The organism is Saccharopolyspora spinosa NRRL 18395 (genome assembly GCF_000194155.1).
Taxonomy (GTDB): domain Bacteria; phylum Actinomycetota; class Actinomycetes; order Mycobacteriales; family Pseudonocardiaceae; genus Saccharopolyspora; species Saccharopolyspora spinosa.
This window is the reverse complement of the sequence record NZ_GL877878.1, coordinates 1,239,274-1,259,037: the sequence shown is the minus strand read 5'-3', so window position 1 is coordinate 1,259,037 and position 19,764 is coordinate 1,239,274. Positions and strand designations below refer to the sequence as shown.

Here is a 19,764-nt window from a genome sequence, read left to right as displayed (position 1 = left end):
GTCTTTACCCGGCGGGGCCGGTGGGGCTCGCCTCCGGCGTGCGCATGGCGGTGGCCAGCAGGGCCGCGGCGGAGCCGGTGAGCTGGAGGCCGGAGCGCCAGACCGCGTGCAGCGGGCGGTGCAGGTCGAGCGCTGCGACGGGGACGTCGACGAGGCGTTTCTCGGCGAGGTCGGTGGCGACCGCGAGGACGCTGAGGACCGCGGGCCCGGCGCCGGCGACGACGGCGTTGCGGGCAGCTGTCGTGGACCGGAGTTCCAGCAGCGGGGTGACCGGGTCGGCGCCGACTTCGGCGAGCGCGCGGTAGAGGGTTTCGCGGGTGCCGGAGCCGTGTTCGCGCACGATCAGCGGGGTCGCGGCGAGTTCGGTGGCGGTCAGTGGGCGGCGCAGCCGGGCCCACGGGTGCTCCGGGGGTGCGACGACGACCATGCGGTCGCGGGTCACGAACCGCACCGAGACGCCTTCGGGCGGCTCCGGGGTTTCGATGAAGCCCAGGTCGGCGTGTCCGTGGCGGACGGCTTCGGCCACGGCCAGGGAGTTGGCCACGTCGAGCTCCAGGTGTACGTCGGGCAGCGTGCGGCGCAGCTGGCTGATCCAGCGGGGAACGAGGTATTCGGCGACGGTCATGCTGGCGGCGACGCGGAGCTTGGCCTCGTGCTGGGCACGCAGCGCCCGCACGCCGTTCATCAGGCCGTCGACGTGCGCCAGGACCTGCTTGGCCCAGTCGCAGACCATGACCCCGGCAGGGGTGAGGGTGCAGCCCTGGCGGGTGCGTTCCACCAGCGGTAGGGAGAGTTGGCGCTCCAGCCGGCTGAGGCGCTTGCTCGCCGAGGGCTGGCTGACCCGCAGCTCGGCCGCTGCGGCTCCGATGCTGCCGAGCTCGCCGACGAGGACCAGGAGCCTGAGCGATTCGGGGTCGGGCGGGGTCATGCCCTCAGGGTAGGTCGTCAGCCGGGTGAATCTGGCTGCTTGCCGCCCGTTCCGCTGGTCGGGCATGCACTTTGGCTATGACCTCCTGTGCAGATCATGGCTACTGCGCGGGCGGTGTTGTGGCGAGCCTGAACGGGTGACGAGAACATTCAGCTCGCAGCAGTCAGGTGCAGGCGTTGCGGTGTTGTGGCCGGGTCTCGCGGTCACCGTTGTGGCGATCGCGGTGTCCATGTCGATCTCCGCGCTGGTTCCGGCGGTGGCGGTGAGCGCGTTGACCGTCGCGGTGGTCCTGGGCATCGTGGCTGGCAACGCGCCGGGCTTTCCGGCGTCGGCGCGGCCGGGCATCGCGTGGTCGACGAAGAAGTTGCTGCGCGTCGGGGTGGTGCTGCTGGGTTTGCAGCTGTCGGTGACGCAGGTGCTGGGGCTCGGTGCGGGCACTGTGGTGGCGGTGCTGCTGATCGTGGCCCTGTCCTTCGTGGGGACGTTGCTGATCGGTCGGTTGATGGGGGTTCCGCGCGGGCTGTCGATGCTGGTGGCGACGGGCTTCTCGATCTGTGGTGCGTCGGCGGTGGCGGCGATGGAGAGCGTGGTCGAGCGCGATGACGAGGACGTGGCCACGAGCGTGGCGATGGTGACGGTCTTCGGGACCATCTCGATGCTCGCGTTGCCCGCGGTGGCCGTCGGGTTTGGGTTGTCGGGCGATGAGACCGGCCGTATCGCCGGCGGCAGCGTGCACGAGGTGGCGCAGGTGGTGGCGGCCGCGTCGCCGGCCGGCGCGGCCGCGGTGGCGGTCGCTGTGGTCGTCAAGCTCAGCCGGGTTGTCCTGTTGGCGCCGATGGTGACCGTGGTCAGCGTGGTGGGGCGCCGCCGCAGCGCCGCCGACAGCGGCAAGCGGCCACCACCGATCATGCCGCTGTTCGTGCTCGGATTCCTGGTCGCGGTGGCGGTTCGCAGCGCGGGTGTGCTGCCGGAGGGCGTGCTGGACGGCGCGAAGCAGCTGACCACCCTGCTGCTGACGGGTGCGCTGTTCGCGCTGGGGTTCGGGGTGCGGATCAAGGCGCTGCTGCGAAACGGCGCCAAGGCTTTCGCGCTCGGCGCCTGCTCCACGATCCTGGTGACGGGCCTCGGCTTCGCCACCATGCTCACGCTGGCGTGAAGTCGCTCCGATCAGGAGGTTCTGGGGCGCTGCCAGGGGTGTGCCCGTTCGTAGGCGCGGGCCGCGCGGAGGACTTTCGCGTCGCCGTGGCGGGGGCCGACGATCTGCAGGCCGATCGGCAACCCGTCAGCGGTAAGTCCACAGGGGATGCTCGCGGCAGGCTGCTGGGTCATGTTGAACGGGTAGGTGAACGGGGTCCAGCTCGTCCAGCGCGGGTTGGGGGAACCGGCCGGGACCTCCAGGCCAGCTTCGAACGCCGGGATCGGCACGGTCGGGGTGAGCAGCAGGTCGTAGGTCTGGTGGAACGCTCCCATTCGTTGCCCCAGGAGCATCCGCGTGTTGGTCGCCTCCAGGTAGTCCTGGGCGGAGTAGGTCAGCCCCTGCTGGCAGATTTCGTGCAGGCCCGGGTCCAGGAGCTCCCGCTGCTCTGCGGTGAGGTGCTCGACGGACTTCGCGGCGCCGGCGAACCACAGCACGTGGAAGTCCTCGACCGGATCGGTGATGCCGGGATCGACATCCTCGACGACGGCCCCGAGCTCTTCGAAGGCCCGGGCGGCCGTGGTGACCGCGCGCGACACCTCGGGATCGACGAAGGTGCCGAAGCCGAGGTCGAGGCTGACGGCGATGCGCAGGCCCCGCACCCCGGAGTCGAGCCCGTCCACGAAGGACCCGCTCGGCGGTTCCAGCGCGGACCAGTCCCGGCTGTCCGGTTCGGACAGTACGTCGAGCATCAGCGCGGTCTCGGTGACCGTGGTGGTCATCGGCCCGGCGTGGGCCAGGGTGCCGTAGGGGCTGGCGGGGTAGTGCGGGATCCGGCCGTAGGTCGCCTTGAGCGCGACGATTCCGCAGAACGCAGCAGGGATGCGCACCGAGCCGCCGCCGTCGGTGCCGATGGCCAGCGGGGCCATGCCCAGCGCCACGGCCGCAGCGGCGCCACCGCTGGACCCGCCGGCGGTGCGAGTCGGGTCCCACGGGTTGCGGGTGATGCCGTGCAGCGGGCTGTCGGTGACGCCTTTCCACGCCAGCTCTGGTGTGGTGGTCTTGCCGACGAACACCGCGTTGTGCTCCCGCAGCCGGGCCACCGCCGGGGCGTCGACGGTCCACTGCTGGTGCGGGTCGATGGTTCGGGAGCCGCGCAGCGTCGGCCAGTCCTTGGTCAGGAAGATGTCCTTGATCGAGGTCGGCACGCCGTCCAGCCGCCCGGCGGGTTCGCGGCGTTGCCAGCGTTGTTCGGACGCCCTGGCCTGCTCCAACGCCCGATCGGCGTCGACCAGGAAGTAGGCGTTGACCGCCTCGTCTGCGTCCGCGATGCGGCGTAGCGCCGCCTCGGTCGCCTCCACCGGGGACAGCTCGCCGGCGGCGTAGCCGGCGAGGAGTTCGGTGGCGGTGAGGTCGGCTGCCGTTCGGGCGGCCGGCTGGGTGTTGCCCATCAGTGCTCCGTTCCGCTGACATAACCCCGGTGCTTGTCGACCACGTTGCGCAACTGCGTGCCGTTGGTGTAGCTGCGCAGGTTGGCGAGGAAGAGGTCGACGAGTTCGTCGACCCAGCCGACGGCGTCGCCGGACATGTGCGGGGAGACGAGCACGTTGGGCAGCTCCCACAGCGGCGAGGTCTCGGGCAGCGGCTCGGTCTCGAACACGTCCAGCGCCGCGCCGGCCAGCTTCCCGGCGCGCAGGGCGGCGATCAGGTCGGTCTCGACGACGAGTTCGCCGCGGCTGACGTTGATCAGCCTCGCGCCTGGGCGGCAGTGGGCGAGGACCTCGGCGTCGACGAGCCCCTTGGTCTGCTCGGTCAGCGGGGCGGCGAGCACGACGTAGTCGAAGGCGCCGATGACGTGGGCGAGGTCGCTGGAGGCGTGCACGTCGCCGAAGTCCGGGTCGCCGCTGCGTCCGACGCGCCCGGCACCGGACACGGACAGCCCGGCGGCGGTGAGCTGGCGGGCGATGGCCCGGCCGATCGGGCCGGTGCCCACGACCAGCGCGTTCTTGCCTTTGATGCGTTCGGTCACGCGGTGCCGCCACTGCTTGCGGTCTTGCAGCCGCAGGGTGGTGTGCAGGTCCTTGGCGAAGGTGAGCACGGTGCCGAGCACGTATTCGGCCATCGGCCGGTCGAAGACGCCGCGGGAGTTGGTCAGCAGCACCTCGGAGTCGCGCAGGGCGGGGAACAGCAGGTGGTCGACGCCGGCGCTGGCCGCGTGCAGCCAGCGCAGCGCGTCGGCGTGCGGCCATGCCGAGGTGATCGCATCTGAGCGGAAGTCCCAGACGAACAGCACGTCGGCGCCGGGCAGCGCGGTGGCTAGCGCGTCGGCGTCGGCGTAGCGGAGCTCGGCGTGGTCCTGGATGCGGGCCATTTCCGCGGGCGGGTTCCCGTCGTGCAGGATGACGACCGTGGGGGTGCGGCTGATCATGACCTGACCTTAGGGGCTGTTGCGTGCGGGGCCGGGCAGCGATGATCGTCGGGCGCGCCGGTCAAGAGTTTGTTTCCCCGCGCTGAACGGGAAAACGCGTTCGGCTTGGGGCATTGACACGCTATGAAGCGTTCGTAGGATTGTCAACAATCCACGGGTACCCTCGGCCGACGAGGCGAATCCCGACCTCGCCGGCCGGGCCGGGCGGTGGCCGGGACCGGAGGAGATGAGTCAATAGTCCCCACTTCTTGAAACGGAAGATCACGATGCCCAGGTACCTGTCGATCGCCCTGGAAAAGCGCGGCGTGTCCTGCGTGGCGGAACTGCTCGACAAGGACGCCCCCCGCACCTGCGAAGCCGTGTGGCAGGCACTGCCCCAGGTCGGGCCGGTGCACCACGCCAAGTACGCGCGCAACGAGATCTACACGATGGTGCCTCGGTTCGCGGCCGAGGAGCCGGGTCAGGAGAACCCGACGGTCACTCCGATCCCTGGCGACGTCGTGTACTTCTCCTTCCCGGGCGGCATGCTCGACCGCCAGTTCAAGGAGGAGAAGAACATCCACGAACTGCCTGGCGTGATCGACCTGGCCATCTTCTACGGACGCAACAACTTGCTGCTCAACGGCGACGTGGGCTGGGTGCCGGGCAATGTCTACGCCACCATCGTCGAGGGGTTGGACCGGATGGCGGAGGCGTGCAACGACGTGTGGCGCTCCGGCAGCGTCGGCGAAACCCTTCGCTACGACCGCTACCAGGGTTGACGGGGGTGCACATGCCGCCTGACTTCCTCGGGGCGGTATCGGGCCCGGAACCGCAACGCGGCGTGGGAGTGATCGCCCCGTTCGACCTGGCGCTGGACCGCGAATTGTGGCGGTGGACCCCAGCGGGCGTCTCGCTGTACCTGACGCGCACGGCGTTCGTACCGGTGCCGGTGACCGTCGAGCAGGCCAGTCTGGTCAGCGACGAGGCGGCGGTGCACGGCGCGACCCGTGACCTGCTGGTCCCGGAGCCGGAGGTGGTCGCCTACGCGTGCACCTCCGGCAGCTTCGTCAACGGGGCCACCGGCGAGCGGTCGCTGGTCGAGGTGATGCTGCAGGCGGGTGCACCCGCCGCGGTCACCGCCTCCGGTGCGCTGGTGCAGGCCCTGCAGATGCTGGGCATCGGCCGGATATCGATCGCCACGCCGTACGTGGAGAGCGTGACCGAGCGGTTGCATGGCTTCCTCGACGAGCACGGCATCGAGGTGGTCACCAGCGTCGGTCTGGGTCTGCTCGGGCAGATCTGGAAGGTCAACTACCGGCAGGTGGTGGACATCGTCCGCTCGGCGGACCGGCCGGAGGCCGAGGCGATGTTCATCAGCTGCACCAACCTGCCGACCTACGACATCATTGGGCCGCTGGAGCAGGAGCTGGGCAAGCCGGTGTTGACGGCCAACCAGGTCACGATCTGGGCTGCGCTGCGCGAGATGGGCCTGCAGGCGGTGGCCCCGGAACAGCGGTTGATGCAGGCGGTGGACGCCCCGGCCGCGTGACTATCGCATCAAGATTGAGTTAGCCGCGGCGACTCGTGCGGTAACATTGTCAACAATCGACCGGTCGTCCGGTGTTGGCGTCCGGAACCGCCGCGGTGGTGTCGGAAACCGATGTCGACGAAGGACGGAGCTCCCCGGTGTCATACACCGCAGGAATTCTCTACCCCGGCTACAGCGCCGAAGACGACTACCCCACCCTCGAACGACTGCTCGGCGATGGCATCCGCCTGCCGCTGGTGCACACCCTGATGCGCGAGGACGCGCACCGGGTTGACGCGCTGCTGGACATCGGTTCGGACGACGTGCTCGCCGACGGTGCCCGGCAGTTGCTGGAGCACCGCGTGCAGTCGGTGATCTGGGCGTGCACCAGCGGCAGCTTCGTCTTTGGCTGGCGGGGTGCTCGCGAGCAGGTGGAGAAGTTGCAGGCGGTCACCGGCTTGCCGACCTCCAGCACGTCGTTCGCGTTCGTGAACGCCGCGGCGGGCCTCGGGTTGCGGCGGGTGGCGGTCGCCGCGACCTACCCGGACGACGTGGCGGCGAAGTTCGTGGAGTTCCTCCAGGCCGCCGGCCTGGAGGTGGTGCGGTTGTCCAGCCGGGGCATCATCACCGCCGCAGAGGTCGGCACTCTCGAGCGCGGCGAGGTGCTGGAGTTCGCCGCGGCCAACGATGACGACCGGGCCGATGCGCTGCTGATGCCGGATACCGCCCTGCACACCGCGGCGTGGCTGAGTGATCTGGAGGACCGGCTGGGCAAGCCGGTGCTCACGGCCAACCAGGTCAGTGCTTGGGAAGCGCTGCGGCTAGCCGGTGATCGCGCGGTGCACGACGGATTGGGAACGCTGTTCCGCGAGGGAACAGGAGGGGAGCGCAATGCCTCCCCGGAATGAGGGGATGGTGTCAGGTGCTCGGGACCGACGAGCAGAACCCGCAGCCGGGGGAATTAGAGCCGGTGCAGCGCAAGTCGACCGCGGCGATCGTGGCCGACCAGCTGCGGGCGGCGATCATGTACGGGTCGCTGCAACCAGGTAGTCAGCTTGGCGAAGCCGAGCTCGCCGCACGGCTGGGCGTCAGCCGCGGGCCGCTGCGGGAGGCCATGCAGCGGCTGGTCGCCGAAGGGCTGCTGCGCAGCGAACCGCACCGCGGGCTGTTCGTGATGACGTTGGACGCCGCGGACGTCCACGACATCTACCTGGCCCGCCTGGCGGTGGAGCGCGCCGCGTGCGAGCAGATCGTGCGACACCACCGGGTGGAGGCGGTGGCGGAGCTGACCGCCGCGCAGAGCCGGATGGTCGCGGCGGCCGGGAAGGGCGATTCGATCGAGCTGGCCGACGCCGACCAGGAATTCCACGAGACGCTGGTGCGTGTGTCGGGCAGCCCCCGGTTGCAGCGGATGGCGCAGACGCTGCTGGTGGAGAAGCGGATGTGCCTGACCGCGCTGCAGGACAAGTACCACGCGGACGTGCAGGCGCTGGTCGATGAGCACAAGGGCCTAGTCGACGCGATCGAGGCCGGCGACGAGCAGTTGCTGCTGGGGCGGCTGACGGAGCACATGAACGATGCCCTGGACCGCCTCAACGGCTCCATGATGGCGAGCTGACGTCCGAGAAGCGGGCGGGCTCCTCCACCGCGGAGGGGCCCGCCCCTTTCGTGCGAACTTCTCAGAGGCCGCCGACGGCGAGGTACTTCGTTTCGAGGAATTCGTCGATGCCGAACTTGCCGCCTTCGCGGCCGAGGCCGGAGTGCTTCACCCCGCCGAACGGCGCCGCCGGGTTGGACACGATGCCCTGGTTGAGCCCGACCATGCCGCTCTCCAGCGCCTCGGACACCCGCAGGCCACGCTGCAGATCGCGGGTGTAGAGGTAGCTGACCAGGCCGTACTCGGTGTCGTTGGCCTGGGCGATGACCGCCTGCTCGTCGGTGAAGGTGGTGATCGGGGCGACCGGCCCGAAGATCTCCTCCCGCCCCATCTGGGCCTCCAGCGGCACATTCGTCAGCACGGTCGGCTGGTAGAAGTAGCCGTCACCGTCGCGCGCGCCGCCGCCGGTGACGACTTCCGCGCCGAGCCGCACGGCGTCGGCGACCAGGTCGGCGACCTTGCCCAGCTGGGTGCCGTCGATCAACGGCCCCACCTGGATCTCGTCGGTGACGCCGCGGCCCACCCGCAGGCCGCTCATCCGCTCGGCCAGCCGCTGGGAGAACTCTGCGGCGACGTCGGCGTGCACGTAGAACCGGTTGGCCGCCGTGCAGGCCTCGCCGATGTTGCGCATCTTCGCCAGCATCGCGCCGTCGACCGCGGCGTCCAGGTCGGCGTCGTCGAACACGATGAACGGGGCGTTGCCGCCCAGCTCCAGCGACACCTTGAGCACCTGGTCGGCGGACTGCTCGATGAGCTTGCGGCCCACCGCGGTGGAACCGGTGAACGACAGCTTGCGGGCGCGGCCGTCGCGGATCATCGGTTCCATCAGTTCGCCGGCGTGGCGCGAGGTCACTACGTTGAGGACGCCGTCTGGCAGCCCGGCTTCGATGAGGATCTCGGCAAGAGCCAGCATCGACAACGGCGTCTGGTGCGCCGGCTTGATCACCGAGGTGCAGCCCGCGGCGATGGCCGGGCCGATCTTGCGGGTGCCCATCGCCATCGGGAAGTTCCACGGGGTGATCAGCAGCGCCGGTCCGACCGGCTGGCGCATCACCAGGAACCGGCCGCTGCCGTTGGGTGCCACCGCGTAGTCGCCGCCGATGCGCACGGCTTCTTCGGAGAACCAGCGGAAGAATTCAGCCGCGTAGGTGACCTCGGCGCGCGACTCGGCCAGCGGTTTGCCCATCTCCAGCGTCATCAGCAGCGCGAGGTCCTCGCGCCGCTGCATGATCAGCTCGAAGGCGCGGCGCAGGATCTCGCCGCGCTCGCGGGGCGGGTGCTTGGCCCACTGGGGCTGGGCGTCGGCTGCGGCCGCCAGCGCGGCCAGCCCGTCGTGTGGGGAGGCGTCGGCGACCGAGCACAGCGCCCGGCCGGTGGAGGGGTCTTCGACCTCGTAGCTGCGGTCCCCGTCGGCGTTGCGCCATTTGCCGCCGATGAGCAGTTGCTTCGGCGCGGCGTCGACGACGACTGCCTCTCGGGGGTGCTGTTCGGTTGAGGTTGTCATGGCAACGGCGAACCCTTCTGCCTCGGTGGTGGACAGCGACGCTCGGTGATGGTTGCATGTCAGCGGAGATTGTCAACAATCCTACATTTTGCACGCTTTGAAGCTTGGAGTCGATCATGGCTGAGCTCTCGCCGGTGCTGAAGCAGGCCACGCCGGTCCTAGCCGCCCGCGGGGAAGGCGTCTACCTCTACGACGAGCAGGATCGCCGATACCTGGACTTCACCGCCGGGATCGGGGTCACCAGCACGGGACACTGTCACCCGCGCGTGGTCGAGGCGGCCCAGCGCCAGGTGGGTACCCTTATCCACGGCCAGTACACGACCGTCATGCACCGGCCGCTACTGCGGCTGACCGAACGACTCGGCGAGGTGCTGCCGACCGGCCTGGACCGGCTGTTCTACGTCAACTCCGGCAGCGAAGCGGTCGAGGCGGCGGTGCGGCTGGCTCGCCAGGCCACCGGGCGGCAGAACATCGTGGCCTTCCAGGGTGGCTTCCACGGGCGCACGATGGGCGCGGGCGCGCTGACCACCTCCGGGGTGAAAGTGCGGGCCGGGATCGGCCCGATGATGCCCGGCGTGGTGTTCACCCCGTTCCCGGAGGCCTACCGGCACCGCACCAGCGAGGCCGAGGCGGTGCGCTCCGCGCTGGCCGAGTTCGACCAGTTGCTGGTCACCGTCAGCTCCCCGCGCGACACCGCCGCGATCATCATCGAACCGGTGCTCGGCGAGGGCGGCTACCTGCCCGCACCGCCGGCGTTCCTCGCTGGCCTGCGGGAACGCGCCGACCGGCACGCAATCCTGCTCATCGTCGACGAGGTGCAGACCGGTGTCGGTCGGACCGGCCGGTTCTGGGGCCACGACCACGCCGGGATCCGGCCCGACATCCTGATCACCGCCAAGGGGTTGGCCAGCGGTTTCCCGCTGTCGGCCATCGCCGCGCCGGAGGAGCTGATGGGCCAGGCATGGCCAGGCTCGCAGGGCGGCACCTACGGCGGCAACGCGGTGGCCGCCGCGGCGGCGCTGGCCACGCTCGACGTGGTGCGCGACGAGAACCTCGTCGAGAACGCCGCCGAACAGGGCGCCCGGCTGCAGGAGGGCCTGCGCAAGGTCGCCGCCGAGCACCCGGTGATCGGCGACGTGCGCGGGCTGGGCCTGATGGTCGGCAACGAGTTCAGCACGCCCGATGGCACGCCGGACACCGCGACGGCCACCCGGGCACATCAGGCCGCCGCCGAGCGCGGGCTGCTGCTGCTGACCTGCGGCCCGCACGGCAACGTGGTTCGGATGATCCCGCCCCTGATCGTCACCGCCGAGCAGGTCGACGACGCGGTCGGGCTGTGGGCGGAGGCGGTGCGGGACGCCGTCAACGGCTGACCATTTCGGCTGGTGGCGGGTGTGAGCTTGCGTTCGCGCCCGCCACCAGTCAAAACGGGTGGTGGTCGATCACTGTTAGGTAGCGGTGGGTGCTTCCGGCACGGCCGTCTGGAATGCTTCACGCCACACCCGGCGCGTGCGGGGCGGGCCGGATCGAACCGACGCAGGTGTGTGCATGAGCGACTGGTCGGCGGGGCAACCGCCGAGGAGCAGGAGACCGCAAGGCGGCGGCGAGAGGTACGACTACTACCGAGAGGCCCCAGGCGGGCCGCCGCTAGGACGGCGACCACCACCACCGCCTCCGCACCGCGGCCCTCGGCGGCCGGTGGACGAGCCACCGCCGCTGCCGCCGCGCCGCAAGGAGAAGCGGTGGGGCCGGCGCATCGGTATCACGCTGGTCGTGCTGGTCCTGCTCCTGGCCGGGTTGGTGATCTACTTCGACAGCATGCTGCAGCGCACCGACGCGCTGGGCTTCGGTGGGCAGGCCCCGGACTCGGGGGGTACCAACTGGCTGCTGGTCGGCTCCGACAGCCGCGAAGGCCTCGACGAGGCGCAGCGGGAGCAACTGTCGGCCGGTGACGCCGCCGGACGCCGCACCGACACCGTGATGCTGGTGCACATCCCCAGCGGCAGCGGCCAGCCGGCGCTGATCAGCCTGCCCCGCGACTCGTACGTCGCGATCCCGGGGCACGGCAAGACGAAGCTCAACGCGGCGTTCTCCTTCGGTGGGCCGCAGCTGCTGGCGCAGACCGTCGAACAGGCAACCGGCGTGCACATCGACCACTACGCGGAGATCGGCTTCGGCGGGTTCTCCGACCTGGTCGACGCCGTCGGCGGCGTGGACATCTGCCTGGACCAGCCGATGGACGACGAGATGGCCAACGCGCACCTGCAAGCCGGTTGCCAGGAGCTCGACGGGCCGCAGGCCCTGGGCTTCGTGCGGGCCCGCTACTCGCTCAAGGGCGGTGACCTGGAGCGTGCGGAGAACCAGCGCAAGCTGCTGGCCGCGCTGGTCGATAGGGCCACCAGCCCGGCGACGCTGCTCAACCCGTTCCGGCTGTTCCCGCTGGCCTCCGGGGCCAGCAAGACGTTCCTGGTCAACGACGGCGACCACCTGTGGCACCTGGCGTCGCTGGGGCTGGCGATGGGCGACATCAGCAGCGGTCAGGGCATCACCACCAGCGCGCCGTTCGGCCGCTTCGGCAAGGACTCCGACGGCGGCTCGGTGATCATCTGGGACTCCGACGGCGCCAAGCGGATGTTCGAGGCGATCGCCAACGACCAACCCATCCCGCCGGACCTGGTGGCGAAGTAGATCGCGAAACGATGCGGGCCGCCCCGGAAGATTCCGGAGCGGCCCGCATCGCCGTTGGGAGGGACGGTCAGGAGGTGAATCGCTTGAGCTGCTTGTTGCTGCCGTTGAAGACGTCCTGCCCACCGGGGAACGAGCCCTTGTTGCTGCTCTGCCAGATCGTCTGGTAGTGCCAGCCGGCTGGCAGCGGGCCGATATCGGGGGCGTAGCGGGCGATCCACAGCGGATTGTTCGGCGCGAAGTCCGGATTGGACGCCGTGCAGCGGTTCCACCAGTTGGTGGTGGTGTAGATGACCGGGAAGCGCCCGGTCCGGGCGTGGTACGTGTTGCTGAAGTCGGCGATCCACCACGACATCGCAACCGGGTCCAGGCCGTAGCAGGCCTCCCCGTAGGGGTTGTACTCGATGTCCAGCGCCCCTGGCAGGGTGCGCCCATCGTGCCTCCAGGCCCCGCCGTTGTCGACGAAAAAGTTGGCCTGGTCCGCTCCGTTGGAGCGGTCCGGCAGGCCGAAGTGGTAGGAGCCGCGGATCATGCCGACGGCGTGCGAGCCGTCGTACTGCTGCCCGAAGCGGTCGTTGCGGAACCCGGTGCCCTCGGTGGCCTTGACGTAGGCGAACCGGGCGCCGTCGGCCCAGGCCTTCGGCCAGTCGACATCGCCCTGATGACCGCTGACGTCCATTCCGGACACCGCGCCTGCGGGGCGGTAGCGCGGCTGCGCGTCGCGCGAGCCTTCGACGCTGTAGCCCGCCCAAGCGCCGTTGGGGTCGTTGGGATTGAGCCGCGGGGCCGTGGGCGCCGGGTCGGCGTGGGCGATGCCGCCGGCCAGGCCCGCCGCGGCAATCACAGCCGCGAGCAACGTCGAAGTCCTACATGGACGGCGGGAACTGCTGCGGCCCAGACGTTGCCGGGGACTGCTGTCGACCGGACCGCCGAATCTGCGAAGCACTGCACTCGCCTCCTCACCAACACAGGCAGCGTCGTCGAGTGGAACCGGCCGTTCGGGGTGCCGGGCCGGGTGGTGCTCTGGATCTTGCGCGTTGGGAGGATAACCCGGCATGCGGAAGCGCGCCGGGTTACGACGCGCCGTTTCGCCGGGTTTGCCCCGAGTGGATACTCGGCCGTCCACTGTGGTGCCAGCGGCCTCGAGCCCCGCACCCGACCTGAAGTGACCTATGTCTCCCGATTGGAGAATCGGCGGCCGGTCAGGTAGTTCTCGGGCATGGCACAGCGAACGGGCGGTTCTGGAGCGGGGCGGTACAGGGATCGGCGGCCGAGCGATCGCAGGCGTGACGACCGGCCACGCGGCGACCGTGGCGACGAGCAGGCGCTGCGGCAGGAACTACGCGCCATGCACGGCGCCAGCTACGGCCGCTACAAGTCGTTGAGCGGCCGCTGGTCATTCGGCGGGTTCACGTTGGAGGTCCAGCGGGTGCAGCCGGACCCGTACGCGCCGGCCAGCCGCTGCGAGGTCCGGGTGGATCCGGTGGTCGCGGGCTTCCCGGAGGAGTTGTGGTCCACGCCGGTGCGGGCGCGGGCGCTGGCCGGCTACTTGGTGCGAGCGGCGCACCGCAGGCTCCGCGACAGCCAGTTGCGGGTGGACGCCGGCCGGCAGCAGGTGCTGGACCGGAGTGCCTGCCAGATCGCGGGCGGGGCAGTGGTGCTCCGGCTGGGCATCGACCTGCCGGGCCGGGGCCGGACGATCGATGGCAGGCAGGCCGAGCAGGCGTTGTGCGACGAGCTGCCCGACGTGGTGGAGGCGGCGCTTCGCTGGGCGAGCGCCGATCAGCGCCGGCTGCGGGAGTTCGTGGACTCCATTGAGGACACCGACGCGCTGCGCCGGATGCTGCCGCGGCTGGGCCTGGTGGCCTTCGTCGCCGACGGTTCGATGCTGCCCCGGCGCAGCGGCGTCGACGAGCGGCCGCTGCCTGACGGGGTGCCGTTCGCGTCCCCGGAGTCGATGCGGGTCGAGGTGGAGTTGCCCAACCGCGGCCGGGTACGCGGCATGGGGGTGCCTGCGGGGATCACGCTGATCGTCGGGGGCGGTTTCCACGGCAAGTCCACGCTGCTGCGGGCCCTGGAGTTCGGCGTCTACGACCACATCCCCGGCGACGGCCGGGAACTGGTGGTGTGCCGGGAGGACACCGTCAAGGTGCGTGCGGAGGACGGGCGGCGGGTGCACCGCGTAGACGTCAGCCCGTTCGTCAGCCACCTGCCCACCGGGGCCGACACCGCCGACTTCTCCACTGACAACGCCTCCGGCTCCACTTCCCAGGCCGCGTCGATCGTGGAGGCGGTGGAGGCCGGGGCGAAGGTGCTGCTGGTCGACGAGGACACCGCGGCGACGAACCTGATGATCCGCGACGCCCGGATGCAGGCCCTGGTGGCCAAGGAGTCCGAGCCGCTGACGCCGTTCGTGGACCTGATCCGGCCGCTGCGGGCCGCGCACGGGGTGTCGACGGTGCTGGTGATGGGCGGCTCCGGGGACTACATGGACGTCGCCGACCAGGTGCTGATGCTGGACGCCTACCACGCCCGCGACGTCACCGAACGCGCCAAGCAGCTGGCCGCGGCGCCCACTGGTCGCCGCTCCGAAGCCCAGGCCTTCCCGCCGGTTCGGCACCGCGTGGTGGACCCGCACTCGATCGCCACCGACCGCCCGAAGATCCGCGCCCGGGGGGTGGACGCGCTGACCCTGGGGGAGTCCACTGTGGAATTGCGCGGGGTGGAGCAGGTGGTCGACCCCGCGCAGGTCACCGGGATCGGGCTGGCGCTGGTCAGCTGCGCGCGGCGCGGGGTGCTGGACGGCACCCGCACCATCGCGGAGGTGCTGGACGCCTTCGCCGCGGACGTCGCCAAGCGCGGTGTCACGGCCGTCGACGAGCACTACGTGGGGGACTTCGCCGTGCCCCGGCGCTTCGAGTTGGCCGCCGCGCTGAACCGGCTCCGGGTGCTGCGGGTCGCCGGTTTCCGCACCTGAGGAGGTTTGCCCATTGGCTGCGGGCGGGCATCATCGAGGCGAGCGGTTTCCCCGATGTGCTGTCGTGCGCACGCGCGGCGGACGGGAGGCGAGCGATGCCTCGCATGAGTTTCCCGGAACGAACCACCACCGGTTACGCCGACCGCCGGCACGCCGGCCGGGTCCTGGCCCAGCGGATGACGGAACTTGGGCTGGTCGACCCCGTGGTGCTCGGGTTGGCCAGGGGAGGGGTGCCGGTGGCCGCCGAGGTGGCCCGGATGTTGAAGGCGCCGTTGCGGGTCTGCGTCGCCCGCAAGATCGGCGCGCCGAGCCAGCCGGAACTGGCCGTGGGCGCGGTGACCGCGGACGGGCCGGCGAGCTACGATCCGCAGCTGGTGCGCTCCTTCCACCTCGACGAACGGACCCTGCAGGCTGCCTGCGAACGGGAGCGGGCCGAGGCGCGGCGCCGGGAGCGGTTGTTCCAGCGCGGCGAGCCGTTGCCGTTGGCCGGGCGTGACGTGGTGCTGGTCGACGACGGGCTGGCCACCGGGGCGACGGCCCGCGCGGCGGTGCGGATGCTGCGCGAGTCGTCACCGCGGAGCGTGGTGCTGGCCGTCCCGGTGGGCTCGCCGGACGCTGTCGCCGCGTTGCGCGCGGAGGCGGATGTGGTGGTGTGCGTGTTGCAACCGGTCGGTTTCGCGGCGGTGGGGCAGTGGTACCGCGACTTCAGCGCCACCACCGATGAGGAGATCTACGAGATCCTGCACGACTTCGACTGATCACGCGGATCTTGCCGAGCTGGAGTTCGAAGTCGACGTGTAGCCAGGTGCGTCACGCTGTCCCAGGCGATGTTGACGAAGCCGACGGCGGCGGTGTTGTTGGATCATGGAGCGGGCGAGGTCGTTCGAGCGAGGAAGCGATTCGAGGCTTTCGAGACGCGCAACGTGCTGTACCACTACGGGCCGGAGAAGCCGGCCCTCGGGGGGTACTGCGCGTTGGGGAGGGCGTGCGGTTCACCATGAACGACGCCAACCACCGGATGGACGCTCCGTCGGCGTTCCCGGTCATGGATGGTTCCTGGAGCGAGCACTTCGACATTTGTTTTGATAGTTCTTGCAATTTCAGTGTTGATCAAAATTAGTCCCGCGGACCAACCCTCACCAATGCAGGCCAGTACGCGATAGCCTCGCGGCACCTACTCCTGCGCTGGGGAGGACTGGGAATCGGGTGGACTTGGACCACCGGTCGGGGGTCTTCTGGCGCGTTGGGGTGGAGCTAGGTGTCCGTCTCGGGTTGATTGGTTCGTTATGACTGCCGCTGGACCTTCCGACAACACACCGCCGAAGGCGGGTAGGCACACGCCACCTCGGCGGTCGGGTACGAGACGGAGCGCCGATTCCGGCGAGTCGGGTTACTCGGCCGAGGTCTCGTGGCAGGTTGGAGAGGCGGCGTCGGCGCTGGGTGATCGCCTGCGCGATCCGGCGGTGGCGCACACCGTGGAGGAGATCGAGCAGGTCATGCGTGGGTTCTCGCTCACGGTGGAGGGCATGTCCGCCGGTTGCGCCGGGGTGACGGAGTGGCTGCGGGCGGCGGGGCACGTCGGCCCGCTGTCCGGGCACGCCAGTGTGATGGCGGAGCGGCTGTCGCACATTGGCAAGGAGTTGGCCCGGTTGGCTGAGGCGATTGAGAAGGCGCAGAAGCGCGCGAGCTGAAGTCGGGTTTCTGGTCAGACCTTCGAAGTTAGTGACGCTAACAACATAGACTGGCTGGGTGACGGCTGCTGATCCTGTGCCGCGTCCCGGCCGATGAACGTGGTGGCGTGGGCGTTGTCGCGGGACATGGTGCTCACGATCGCCTGCGGTGCGGTGCGGTGCGGTGCGGTGCGGAGTCGCCCTGGAGCTGGTGGGCGCGGGGTTGTTCGCCGGTCGCGGTCGCGGTGCTGATGCTGTTCCTGCTGTCGTTGTCGGAGCGACCACAGTGGTGGTTGCCGGCGCTGGCCGTGCTGTTCGTGGTCATCGAGCTGCGGGCCCGGAAGCCCTTCACCGACGTGCGGATGCTGGTGGGCAACCGGGCGCTCGGCGGGACTTATCTTCGGACCGCGTTGACGTACGTGGCGATCTTCGGTTTTCCGCTGTGGTTGCAGAGCGCGCGGGGTCTGCCGCCGGGGCAGGTCGGGTTGGTGCTGCTCGATGCCACGGCCGTGGCGGCGGTGCTGGGGGTACCGAACGGGTTCGGCAACATCGGGACCATCGGCGTCGTACTGGCAGGCGTCGGCGCGTGATGCCGGGATAGCTGCGGGGCTGTTCCGGACGTCTCAGTATGTTGGTGCCAACATCGCGGCTGCGGTGATCGAGTTGTGCTTCGCGGGTCCGGCCAGTGATCCGGGGTTGCACCGGCTCGGTGGCGTGGTCGTGGGGATCAGCGCGGTGCTGCTGGTGGGGTTGGTGGTTGGGCGCCGGTCCCGCTGAACGGGTGGTGCTGCGCGCTGGTCTGCTGCTGGAGTTCGGTTCGCAGGCGGGGCCTGCGTGTGTTGTGGAGGTGGCCCCTTTGGTTCGCGGCAGTGTCGGTGATTCCTCTGCCGCCTTTGATTCGCTGTTCAGCGAGGTGTTCTCGGGGGCGTCGGGGGGTGCTTCGGCGTCGGAGCGGGGCTTGGCGTTGGGCACGTTGCTGGATGCGCAGGCGCATGAGGTGGTGTCGAAGGCGGTTCGGGCAACTGTGGACTGGGGCAGCCGGGAGTTGGACGGTGCGCATCTGCTGTGGGCGGTGACGCAGGTGCCGGCGACGGCGGAGTTGCTGGTTTCTTCCGGGGTGCGGGTGGAGGAGTTGGCGGCTGCGGTGCGGTCGGCGGTGGTGGCGCAGGATCCGGGGGTTGCTGGGCGGCCGGTGTTGTCGTCGGCGGTTCGGCGGGCGTTGTTGGGGGCGTATCAGCAGGCGTTGGGTGAGGGTGCCGATGTGGTGGGGGCGCGGCATCTGGTGTTGGGGTTGGCCGCGGATGCGGATTCGGTGGCCGGGAGGGCGTTGGCGCGGGCGATCGAGTTGGGTGATCGGGGTGGGGCTCGGTCGGTGTTGAGCGTGACGCCGCGGTTGGACGAGTTCGGGTTGGATCTGACGGAGTTGGCGCGGGCCGGGAAGTTGGATCCGGTGGTGGGCCGGGATGCCGAGATCGAGCAGGCGATCGAGGTGTTGGGGCGGCGGTCGAAGAACAATCCGGTGTTCATGGGGGATCCGGGGGTTGGGAAGACCGCGATCGTGGAAGGGTTGGCGCGGCGGATCGTCGAGGGTGCGGTGCCGTGGTCGTTGGCGGACATGCGGGTGGTGTCGCTGGATCTGGCGGGGATGGTGGCTGGGGCGAAGTACCGGGGGGAGTTCGAGCAGCGGTTCCGGGATGTGCTGTCGGAGATCCGGGCGCATCGGGAGAGCGTGTTGGTGTTCATCGATGAGATTCACAGCATCGTGGGGGCTGGTGCGGGTGAGGGGTCGATGGATGCGGGCACGATGCTCAAGCCGGCGTTGGCACGGGGTGAGGTGCGGTTGATCGGGGCGACGACCGTGGAGGAGTACCGGCGGCACGTGGAGAAGGATCCGGCGTTGGAGCGCCGGTTCGCGCCGATCATGGTGGCGGAGCCGTCGGTGGCCGAGGCGCTGGTGGTGTTGGAGGGGTTGCGGGAGAGATACCAGCGGCATCATCGGGTGCGCATCGATGATTCGGCGTTGTCGGCGGCGGCGGAGTTGTCGCAGCGCTACATCGCGGATCGGTTCTTGCCGGACAAGGCGGTGGATCTGCTGGACCAGGCTTGTTCGCGGGTGCGGTTGCGGCGTGGTGGTGAGGTGCGGGAGTCGGCGGTGTTCGAGCCGACGGTGGTCGCTGATGACGTGGCGGATGTGGTGGCGTCGCGGACCGGGATTCCGGTGGCGGATGTGAGTGCGCAGGACGTGCAGCGGTTGTTGGGGTTGGAGCAGCAGTTGCGGTCGCGGGTGGTCGGTCAGGATGCTGCGGCGGCGTCGGTGGCGGAGGCGGTGCGTCGGGCGCGGGCGGGGTTGGCGGATCCGGATCGGCCGATCGGGAGTTTCTTGTTCCTGGGGCCCACGGGGGTGGGCAAGACGGAGTTGGCGCGGGCGTTGGCGCATGCGTTGTTCGGGGATGTGCAGCGGTTGTTGCGGTTGGACATGGGGGAGTTCCAGGAGAAGCACACGGTGTCCCGGCTGGTGGGTGCGCCGCCGGGGTATGTGGGTTATGGCGAGGCGGGGCAGTTGACTGATCGGGTGCGGCGGCAGCCGTATTCGGTGGTGTTGCTGGATGAGGTGGAGAAGGCGCATCCGGATGTGTTCAACACGTTGTTGCAGGTGTTGGATGCGGGGCGGTTGACGGATTCGCAGGGCAGGTTGGTGGATTTCCGCAACGTGGTGGTGATCATGACCTCGAACATCGGGGCTGATCGGGTGCTGGATGCGGGCGCGGATGCTGGGGAGTCGGCGTTGGTGGTGCTGGAAGAGTTGCGGGCGTTCTTCCGGCCGGAGTTCATCAACCGGATCGATGATGTGGTCGTGTTCCGGCCGTTGGGGGCGGAGCACTTGCGGCGGATCGCGTCGTTGTTGTTGGAGCGCACGGGGGCGCAGTTGGCGGCCAAGGGGATTCGGTTGGTCGTGGGGGATGCCGCTCTGGATTGGTTGGTGGATCGGGGGTATCAGCCGGAGTTCGGGGCGCGGCCGTTGCGGCGGGTGATCGCGCGGGAGTTGGACAACCGGTTGGCGTCGATGGTGTTGGCGGGCACGGTGTCGGCGGGTGATCAGGTGTCGGTGGATGTGGTGGATGGTGAGTTGTCGTTGGTGGTTACGTCGGTGTGGGAGCCGGTGTCGGGTGGGCGGCATGCGGCGCCGGTGGAGCGTTCGCAGCCGGTTCAGCGGCACAGCGTGTTCGGGTGAGGCTGGCCCGGCCAACCGGCGGGGTGGCCGGGCCAGTG

Annotated in this window: 17 protein-coding genes; 12 read left to right on the top strand and 5 right to left on the bottom strand. The window is 69.9% G+C overall.

Features of this window, described 5'->3' with window-relative positions:
• Positions 1-4 precede the first annotated feature (4 nt).
• Positions 5-928, bottom strand: coding sequence for a LysR family transcriptional regulator (locus tag SSPN_RS0106360; RefSeq protein WP_029535030.1), 924 nt, complete (start codon positions 926-928; stop codon positions 5-7).
• A gap of 181 nt (positions 929-1,109) precedes the next feature.
• Between SSPN_RS0106360 and SSPN_RS0106355 the strand changes: the two genes are divergently transcribed.
• A complete protein-coding gene (locus SSPN_RS0106355) occupies positions 1,110-2,084 on the top strand; it encodes a YeiH family protein (RefSeq protein WP_010693007.1) in 975 nt (324 codons plus the stop codon).
• Positions 2,085-2,095: 11 nt separating this feature from the next.
• On the opposite strand, the gene SSPN_RS0106350 is transcribed toward SSPN_RS0106355, so the two are convergent.
• Together SSPN_RS0106350 and SSPN_RS0106345 are read right to left on the bottom strand one after the other, a co-directional pair.
• Positions 2,096-3,514: an amidase gene (locus SSPN_RS0106350; RefSeq protein WP_010693006.1), complete on the bottom strand. Its 1,419-nt coding sequence runs from the start codon at positions 3,512-3,514 to the stop codon at positions 2,096-2,098.
• Positions 3,514-4,491, bottom strand: coding sequence for a D-2-hydroxyacid dehydrogenase (locus tag SSPN_RS0106345; RefSeq protein WP_010693005.1), 978 nt, complete (start codon positions 4,489-4,491; stop codon positions 3,514-3,516). The genes SSPN_RS0106350 and SSPN_RS0106345 overlap by 1 nt, the downstream gene beginning before the upstream one ends.
• A 266-nt stretch (positions 4,492-4,757) precedes the next feature.
• Between SSPN_RS0106345 and SSPN_RS0106340 the strand changes: the two genes are divergently transcribed.
• The 4 genes from SSPN_RS0106340 to SSPN_RS0106325 all read left to right on the top strand — a co-directional run bounded on the left by SSPN_RS0106340 (position 4,758) and on the right by SSPN_RS0106325 (position 7,619).
• On the top strand, positions 4,758-5,252 hold the full coding sequence (locus tag SSPN_RS0106340) for a DUF3830 family protein (RefSeq protein ID WP_029535028.1): 495 nt from the start codon (positions 4,758-4,760) through the stop codon (positions 5,250-5,252).
• Positions 5,253-5,263: 11 nt separating this feature from the next.
• Positions 5,264-6,022 (top strand): maleate cis-trans isomerase family protein, encoded by a 759-nt coding sequence (locus SSPN_RS0106335; RefSeq protein WP_029535027.1) that lies wholly within the window; start codon positions 5,264-5,266, stop codon positions 6,020-6,022.
• 137 nt (positions 6,023-6,159) lie between these two features.
• Positions 6,160-6,909 carry a maleate cis-trans isomerase family protein gene (locus tag SSPN_RS0106330; protein WP_029535026.1) on the top strand — a complete coding sequence of 250 codons (750 nt, stop codon included), beginning with the start codon at positions 6,160-6,162 and terminating at the stop codon, positions 6,907-6,909.
• 14 nt (positions 6,910-6,923) lie between these two features.
• Positions 6,924-7,619 (top strand): GntR family transcriptional regulator, encoded by a 696-nt coding sequence (locus SSPN_RS0106325; RefSeq protein WP_010693001.1) that lies wholly within the window; start codon positions 6,924-6,926, stop codon positions 7,617-7,619.
• Between the two features lie 61 nt (positions 7,620-7,680).
• Here the strand turns inward: SSPN_RS0106325 and SSPN_RS0106320 are convergent, their stop codons facing one another.
• Complete coding sequence (locus SSPN_RS0106320; protein WP_010693000.1) at positions 7,681-9,162, bottom strand: NAD-dependent succinate-semialdehyde dehydrogenase; 1,482 nt, start codon at positions 9,160-9,162, stop codon at positions 7,681-7,683.
• Between the two features lie 116 nt (positions 9,163-9,278).
• Here SSPN_RS0106320 and SSPN_RS0106315 point away from each other — a divergent pair, with 116 nt between their 5' ends.
• Both SSPN_RS0106315 and SSPN_RS0106310 read left to right on the top strand, forming a co-directional pair.
• Positions 9,279-10,535 carry an aspartate aminotransferase family protein gene (locus SSPN_RS0106315; protein WP_010692999.1) on the top strand — a complete coding sequence of 419 codons (1,257 nt, stop codon included), beginning with the start codon at positions 9,279-9,281 and terminating at the stop codon, positions 10,533-10,535.
• Between the two features lie 175 nt (positions 10,536-10,710).
• A complete protein-coding gene (locus SSPN_RS0106310) occupies positions 10,711-11,850 on the top strand; it encodes an LCP family protein (RefSeq protein WP_083821615.1) in 1,140 nt (379 codons plus the stop codon).
• A gap of 67 nt (positions 11,851-11,917) precedes the next feature.
• Here SSPN_RS0106310 and SSPN_RS0106305 read toward each other — a convergent pair whose 3' ends face one another.
• The gene (locus SSPN_RS0106305) at positions 11,918-12,703 is read right to left on the bottom strand and encodes a lysozyme (protein ID WP_237710468.1); all 786 of its coding nucleotides are present in this window, start codon (positions 12,701-12,703) and stop codon (positions 11,918-11,920) included.
• Positions 12,704-13,066: 363 nt separating this feature from the next.
• On the opposite strand from SSPN_RS0106305, the gene SSPN_RS0106300 reads away from it, so the two are divergent.
• From SSPN_RS0106300 to SSPN_RS0106270, 5 genes are all read left to right on the top strand, one after another.
• Complete coding sequence (locus SSPN_RS0106300) at positions 13,067-14,824, top strand: ABC-ATPase domain-containing protein (protein ID WP_083821613.1); 1,758 nt, start codon at positions 13,067-13,069, stop codon at positions 14,822-14,824.
• A 104-nt stretch (positions 14,825-14,928) separates the two neighbouring features.
• Complete coding sequence (locus tag SSPN_RS0106295) at positions 14,929-15,582, top strand: phosphoribosyltransferase family protein (RefSeq protein WP_010692994.1); 654 nt, start codon at positions 14,929-14,931, stop codon at positions 15,580-15,582.
• Between the two features lie 528 nt (positions 15,583-16,110).
• Positions 16,111-16,515: a hypothetical protein gene (locus tag SSPN_RS0106285; RefSeq protein ID WP_029535024.1), complete on the top strand. Its 405-nt coding sequence runs from the start codon at positions 16,111-16,113 to the stop codon at positions 16,513-16,515.
• Positions 16,516-16,622: 107 nt separating this feature from the next.
• Positions 16,623-17,084: a hypothetical protein gene (locus SSPN_RS42700; RefSeq protein WP_237710467.1), complete on the top strand. Its 462-nt coding sequence runs from the start codon at positions 16,623-16,625 to the stop codon at positions 17,082-17,084.
• A gap of 251 nt (positions 17,085-17,335) precedes the next feature.
• Complete coding sequence (locus SSPN_RS0106270) at positions 17,336-19,726, top strand: ATP-dependent Clp protease ATP-binding subunit (RefSeq protein ID WP_394378916.1); 2,391 nt, start codon at positions 17,336-17,338, stop codon at positions 19,724-19,726.
• The last annotated feature ends 38 nt before the right edge of the window (positions 19,727-19,764 follow it).